At 66.8% G+C, this 5,453-nt stretch carries 7 protein-coding genes and 1 pseudogene; all 8 read right to left on the bottom strand.

Annotated elements, in window-relative coordinates:
- A pseudogene (locus JOZ79_RS01350) lies at positions 1–822 on the bottom strand (conjugal transfer protein TraI); the annotation flags it as partial.
- Between the two features lie 225 nt (positions 823–1,047).
- Positions 1,048–1,368 carry a hypothetical protein gene (locus JOZ79_RS01345; protein ID WP_294069533.1) on the bottom strand — a complete coding sequence of 107 codons (321 nt, stop codon included), beginning with the start codon at positions 1,366–1,368 and terminating at the stop codon, positions 1,048–1,050.
- Between the two features lie 128 nt (positions 1,369–1,496).
- Positions 1,497–2,117 (bottom strand): lytic transglycosylase domain-containing protein, encoded by a 621-nt coding sequence (locus JOZ79_RS01340; RefSeq protein WP_294069530.1) that lies wholly within the window; start codon positions 2,115–2,117, stop codon positions 1,497–1,499.
- Positions 2,105–2,689 carry a S26 family signal peptidase gene (locus JOZ79_RS01335; RefSeq protein WP_294069527.1) on the bottom strand — a complete coding sequence of 195 codons (585 nt, stop codon included), beginning with the start codon at positions 2,687–2,689 and terminating at the stop codon, positions 2,105–2,107. The genes JOZ79_RS01340 and JOZ79_RS01335 overlap by 13 nt, the downstream gene beginning before the upstream one ends.
- Positions 2,686–2,919, bottom strand: a complete 234-nt coding sequence (locus JOZ79_RS01330; protein WP_294069524.1) for a helix-turn-helix domain-containing protein — start codon at positions 2,917–2,919, stop codon at positions 2,686–2,688. The genes JOZ79_RS01335 and JOZ79_RS01330 overlap by 4 nt, the downstream gene beginning before the upstream one ends.
- A 265-nt stretch (positions 2,920–3,184) precedes the next feature.
- Positions 3,185–3,511, bottom strand: a complete 327-nt coding sequence (locus JOZ79_RS01325) for a DUF736 domain-containing protein (protein ID WP_294069521.1) — start codon at positions 3,509–3,511, stop codon at positions 3,185–3,187.
- Between the two features lie 361 nt (positions 3,512–3,872).
- Positions 3,873–4,385, bottom strand: a complete 513-nt coding sequence (locus JOZ79_RS01320; protein WP_294069518.1) for a hypothetical protein — start codon at positions 4,383–4,385, stop codon at positions 3,873–3,875.
- Positions 4,386–4,507: 122 nt separating this feature from the next.
- Entirely contained in the window at positions 4,508–5,434 is a 927-nt protein-coding gene (locus JOZ79_RS01315) for a DUF2493 domain-containing protein (RefSeq protein ID WP_294069535.1), read from the bottom strand.
- Positions 5,435–5,453: the final 19 nt, after the last annotated feature.

The raw sequence follows: 5,453 nt of genomic DNA, 5'->3' as shown, positions 1-5,453 counted from the left end.
GAGCGCCTGCTGAAACGGATCACGCATCGATTGCCTCACCTCGCGGACCTCATCCATGTCGCGAGCCATCCGCCGATCGATCGGCGTCAACCGCTCGGCGTCGACGTCATGGCGCAACCGCTCCTCGATCTCGAGCGTCGTGCGCGGACCCAGATCGAGCGTCACCAGCTCGGCGGCGCGCTCGCGCAAGCCATGGCTGATATATTCCCGCGCAATGACGAGATTGTCGCCGCGCTCGTCGCGGCCGCGCACGACGATGTGGGTGTGAGGACGACCCGTGTCGAAGTGATCGGCCGCCACCCAGTCAAGCTTGGTGCCGAGATCCTGCTCCATCTGCGCCATCAGCCGGCGAGTCAGCGGCTTCAGATCGTCATACTGATCGCCGTCCTCTGCCGAGACGATGAAGCGGAACTGATGGCGATCCTCGGCGGCGCGGTCCATGAACGTGCGACCGTCGGCATCATCCGAGCCTGCAGAATAGAGCGAGCCCGGCGCACCGTCGCGGGTCGCGCCATCGCGCTGCATGTAGCGAAGGTGGACACGCGCCGCAGACAGCTTCGCCGCACCCAGCCGCACGAAGCGCGCCTTCACAACCGCGCGCCTGCTGCGAAGGCCGGCAAGCCGGTCTCGTCCGGAGAGCACGCGTCCCATGCTCGCGCCACGACCGATCCGGCTGCCGTCGAACCGCCGCGCCCGGATGCCGGACGTTGCGCCGGTCCGGGCCGCTGCGCCAACGACCGCGCCCAGATATTTGCGCAGCTTGGCCTTGCCACCTGCGCGCGGCTTGCCGAGCTTGGGTGTGAACTCGTCGTCCTCGCTCATCGGCAGCCACCGGCGATGACGATGGCGAGCGCGAGGCGGCAGCCTCCGCCCCAGGAGGCGCAGCCTCCTGAAAAAGGGATGTGCAGACCGCAACTTAGCAGTGCCCCGGAGGCACTGCCTTTATCTTGCAAACGCTCCCTGCCCCCCTGTTCTGTCCTGCTCGGCTCAAAAAAGGGAGAGACGGCGTCGGTGTGACGCCGCCTCTCCGATGCTTGCCGCTGCCGCTCAATGCGCATCGGCAAAAGCCTCCCGCGCCGTGTTTGCGCTCTTGAAGTCGCGCCGGCCGAGCATTCCGTGCGCGTGCCCTTCGCCATCGACGATAAGCTGCGCGACGAACCAGCGGCCCTTCATCCGACCGAGAATTGCGACCCGATCCAGCTCGAAATCATCATCTTCGACGCTCTCATACGCGCCGAGCCAGCGCTCTTCGACGCGTGCGTCCCAGATGAAATCGGTCTCTTCCGCTGCCAGAAAACGTGCTGCCAAAGCCTCGCCCGCGCCGCGTCCAAACTCGAGTTCGAGCCCCGCAATGAGCGCCGCCGTCACGCGATCTGTGGCTTTGGCCGACACCGCTTCGAGCTGCGAAACATAAGCCATGATGATGTGTCTCCCGTCCGTGCTGTCCTCCTCATCGAGGACACCTCCGACGAGACGAGCCCCTCCCCCGCCCGCCACTAGCGTTGCCCTCTCAGGATCGCGAACATCCCATCGCTTGCCGGGCGTGCAATTGGAGGCTGATCCTGCTTGGCAAGATCGTGACGCAGCACGAACAGGAGCTGGCGCGGTGACGTTGTGGGGATCACAGCAGCGGCGCCAGGTTCGCCTGTGATGGCGCCCAAATAGGCCACCGTCTCGCGCGGCAGCCGCGACTGGCCGGCGAGGTAGGCAGCATAGCGTGCCGCCCCGGCATTGTACGCCGCGAACATACCAGGATAGCCGAACCGGTCGCGCATCATCGCCAAAAAGGCTGCTCCAGCGATGATGTTGTCGTGGGGATCGTCTGGGTTGGTGCCGAGATGATAGGTGTTCCGCATCGCCGTCCATGTTGCCGGCATGAGCTGCATCAGCCCCATCGCACCGGCTTTTGACCGGATTGGGCGGCCATGTAGCGTCGTCAGTCCGAAGCTCTCGGCGCGCATGACATGCTCGATCCACTCTGCCGGCACGGCGAAGCGGGAGGATGCTTCGGCGATGTACGGCCGCCAGCGTGCGACATGATCGGCGGCCGGCTGCGCGCCGGTCGCGGCGGGCGCGACCAGCAGCGCGAACGCTGCAAGCGACCTCAGCGCGTCCATAGCGGCCTCGCAGTACCGATGATGTCAGCACGCGGACTGACGCCAAAGTAGCGACCGTCGAACGACGCCGGCACGCCACCCGAGAGCAGGAAAATGTCGCTCGGCCCAAGCAGCCGACAGCCGCGCCACCACGGCAACACCCGGCCAATCGCGTCCACTCGGCGCCGGATGGCTACGACCTTGCCGTCGATGATGATCGTGTTTCCGACCGCGCAGACGGTGTCGCCGACCAAGCCGCCGACATGCTTCACGAGCGGAACGTCGGCCGGAATATAGCGCCGCGATGCGGCCAAAGCGCGCACCGCCGTCGCCACGCGGGCGATCACGATATCGCCACGTCGCGGGCGACCGCCGGGCGTGACGAAGTAGAGCCCGATCGGTGCGCTGGCGCTCGCATTCCACACGAGACGGGGGAGCGGCGGCACCGCCGCCGACAGCGTGACGGCGCTCGCGAGCACGGCGACGAGCCCCACACGGCGGTGCAAGCGACGGCGTTCGACATCGCGCTGAAGCCGCGCGTCGCCCCACACAAAGAGGGGCAGATCGCTGGGATTCGGGTTCCGCCGCGTCATGATTGGGCCTCGCGCGCGCGGGCATCGGCGCGCGATCGCGACCAGGCTTCGAGGTCGTCGATATGGTAGAGGACCATGCGCGCATGGCGCCGCACGGTCGGGCCTTTGCCGCTGGCGCGGAGCCGCTGGAGCGAGCGCGGCGACATCTTGAGGAAGAAGGCCGCCTGCCGCGCATTCAAATAGGGGCTGCCGTGCCGCGCGACATCGGCGCGGTCGGTATGGTCGACCATATTGCTGTTCCGGTTGGGCGACGCGTGGCTGCGTCTGGCGTCAGAACATGCCGCTATGGCCGCCGCTGTCCGAGTGTCGAAAATCGATGTCGCAAAATCGACACAGCTGGCGTGTCGGCGCCGCTCGCGTCATCGAAGACGAGAGGTCATTGACCGAGAAGGTTGAGACCAGACCCGCTCCGCACCTCCTTCCAGGGCCGTACCTGCTGCCCAACCAGCAGAAAGCCCCGCCCGGGGGTGTCCCGGGCGGGGCTTGTCGGGGCTCTCAATCGGCGCGCTTGCCGTTCGGCCGCGACCAGATCAGCGAGTAGCTATCGCCGCCCTCGTCGTCGAACAGATTGGCGTAAATCGGAGCGGTGAAGCTAACGTCGTCGAGCTTCAGACCGAGATAGTCGCGCCCTTCGTTCGAGCGTTTCGCCCATCCTGCACCGATCTCGGCCTTGCCGACGAACACCCTGTGCGAGGGCGCGCTGTCGTTGCCGCGGGCGCTCTCGGGGACGATGCGGACGCCCTTCGCCTGGACTGAGAGGGTGGTGATGTCGCCGACATATTCGCCGTTCGCGGACTTCTTGAAGGTGCCGATGGTGGCCATGATCACGTCTCCTTGGCTATCGAGAACCCGCGCCTATCGCGGTCTCGATGGCCGTGACCGGGACGCGGGGAGGCGCCGCCGCACCCCGCCGGCGTCAGCCGGTGAGCAGGGCCGAAGCGTGAGCGGAGGACGGAGCGAAGCGGCTTTCTTGGTTCGCGAGGAATGCCGGGCCGAGGCCCGGCAGGGGAAGAAAGTCGCGTCCGCCCCGTTGCGGCAGAGGCGCGGACCCGCGGCCATACGGCCATTGCGAGAGACCGAGTGGGCACGGGAGCGGCAGGTCCGCCGGAGTAATGACGATGCGACCTGCCGGACCATCAAAGCTCCGACGAGCGACTCGATGGCACCGTTTGCCGATCGCCAGTCAGCTAAGGTGCCCGCGCTCCTGGGTCGCCGCCGCCGGCCATCGCGGCGTTCCATCGACGCGGTTTAGGCCGGCCAGATCTGCCAGTCGTGTGGGCTTGCCGAGTGTAGAGGCGCCCCCGATCAGGTGCTGAAGCGATGCCCAGCCAACCCCGATTGCGCCGCCGGCCCCGGCGACCAGGCGCGCGAGCTGCGAGCCGCTGGTCAGCGACACGATGCCCCCAGCGACGTGATAACCGGCAATGGCCGCCGGAATGACGAAGACGGCGGCGACTGCGGCGCGCAGCCCGAGCGACCGGTTTTGCGCGAACGCGGCCCGTCCGGCGATGAGGGTCAGCGCCCCGAGCAGAAGGGCGATGGCGATTGCGAGGAGCGGATCGACGTCGCAGTGCAGAGCCGCGAAGAGACTGACAAGTCCGACCCAGCAAGGGAGCGCGATTTCTGCGAGGCGAACGATGAACATGGTAAGGGCGGCGGTCGCGCAGACCGCGCCGAGCAGGCCGATGACGAACATGGGATATGCCTTTCCATAGCGACAGGTGGAGACGATCGCGCCTCCACCACCGCCACGGCGCGACTGGGAATATACGCCGGAAGTGACATCGCCGCCAGTGTTAGCAGGACGCCGGACGGCGCTCACACAGCGTTGCGTCGGAAGTCGAACAGCGGAATGCCGAGCTTACGCGCCTTGTCGGCGAGGTTGTCCTGGATGCCCGACCCGGGGAAGACGACGACGCCGATCGGCAGATTTTCGAGCATGGCGTCGTTGCGCTTGAACGGAGCTGCCTTGGCGTGCCGGGTCCAGTCGGGCTTAAACGCGATCTGGGTCACCTGGCGGTGATCGGCCCAGCGCGCAGCGAGGAGCTCGGCGCCCTTGGGGCCCCCGCCATGCAGCAGCACCATGTCGGGATGCTTGGCGCGGCAACGGTCGAGGGCTGCCCATATCGCGATGTGATCGGCGCAGTCGAGGCCGCCAGTGAAGGCGATGCGAGGTCCGGCAGGGAGCAGCATCGCAGCGTCGCCGCGCGCGCGCGCGGCGATGAAGTCGCGGCTGTCGATGAGGCTTGAGGTTAGGGTCCGGCGGTGGACCAGCGAGCCGTGATGCGGCCGCCACGGCTTGCGGCAATGCGCTTCATAGGCTGCCGCGGCGCACTCGCGGAACGCTTCGAGCGCGTTGCGGCGTTCGATCAGGCTGATCCCTTGCGCGATCAGCCGTTCGAGCTCGACCGACTTGACCTCAGATCCGTCCTGCTCGCGCTGGAGACGCTTTTGCGCCTGCTCATTGTCGTCGAGCAGCCGCTCGAACCGAGTTTCGGTGCGGTGAAATAGATTGACCTGCGCCCAGAGAATGTCGTCGAGATCCGGCTCCATGCGCGTATCGGCGAGCGCGACGATCAGCGCATCGAAGATGTCGGCAACCGCGCCTTGCACCAGATGATCTTCGGGGAGCGGACGCGGGTCGAGCGCATCGTCAAATGGCCGGTGACCATAGAGCTGAAGCTCGTCGAGCAAGCGTGCGGTGGGGCTCGCGCCGTCATCGGATTGGTCGAGCTGGTCGATCATAAGGGCGTCTCCGCTTCCG

It is taken from the genome of Sphingomonas sp. (assembly GCF_019242355.1).
Classification (GTDB): Bacteria; Pseudomonadota; Alphaproteobacteria; order Sphingomonadales; family Sphingomonadaceae; genus Sphingomicrobium.
Note: the sequence above shows the minus strand (reverse complement) of the source record. Positions and strands in the feature narration are given on the sequence as shown.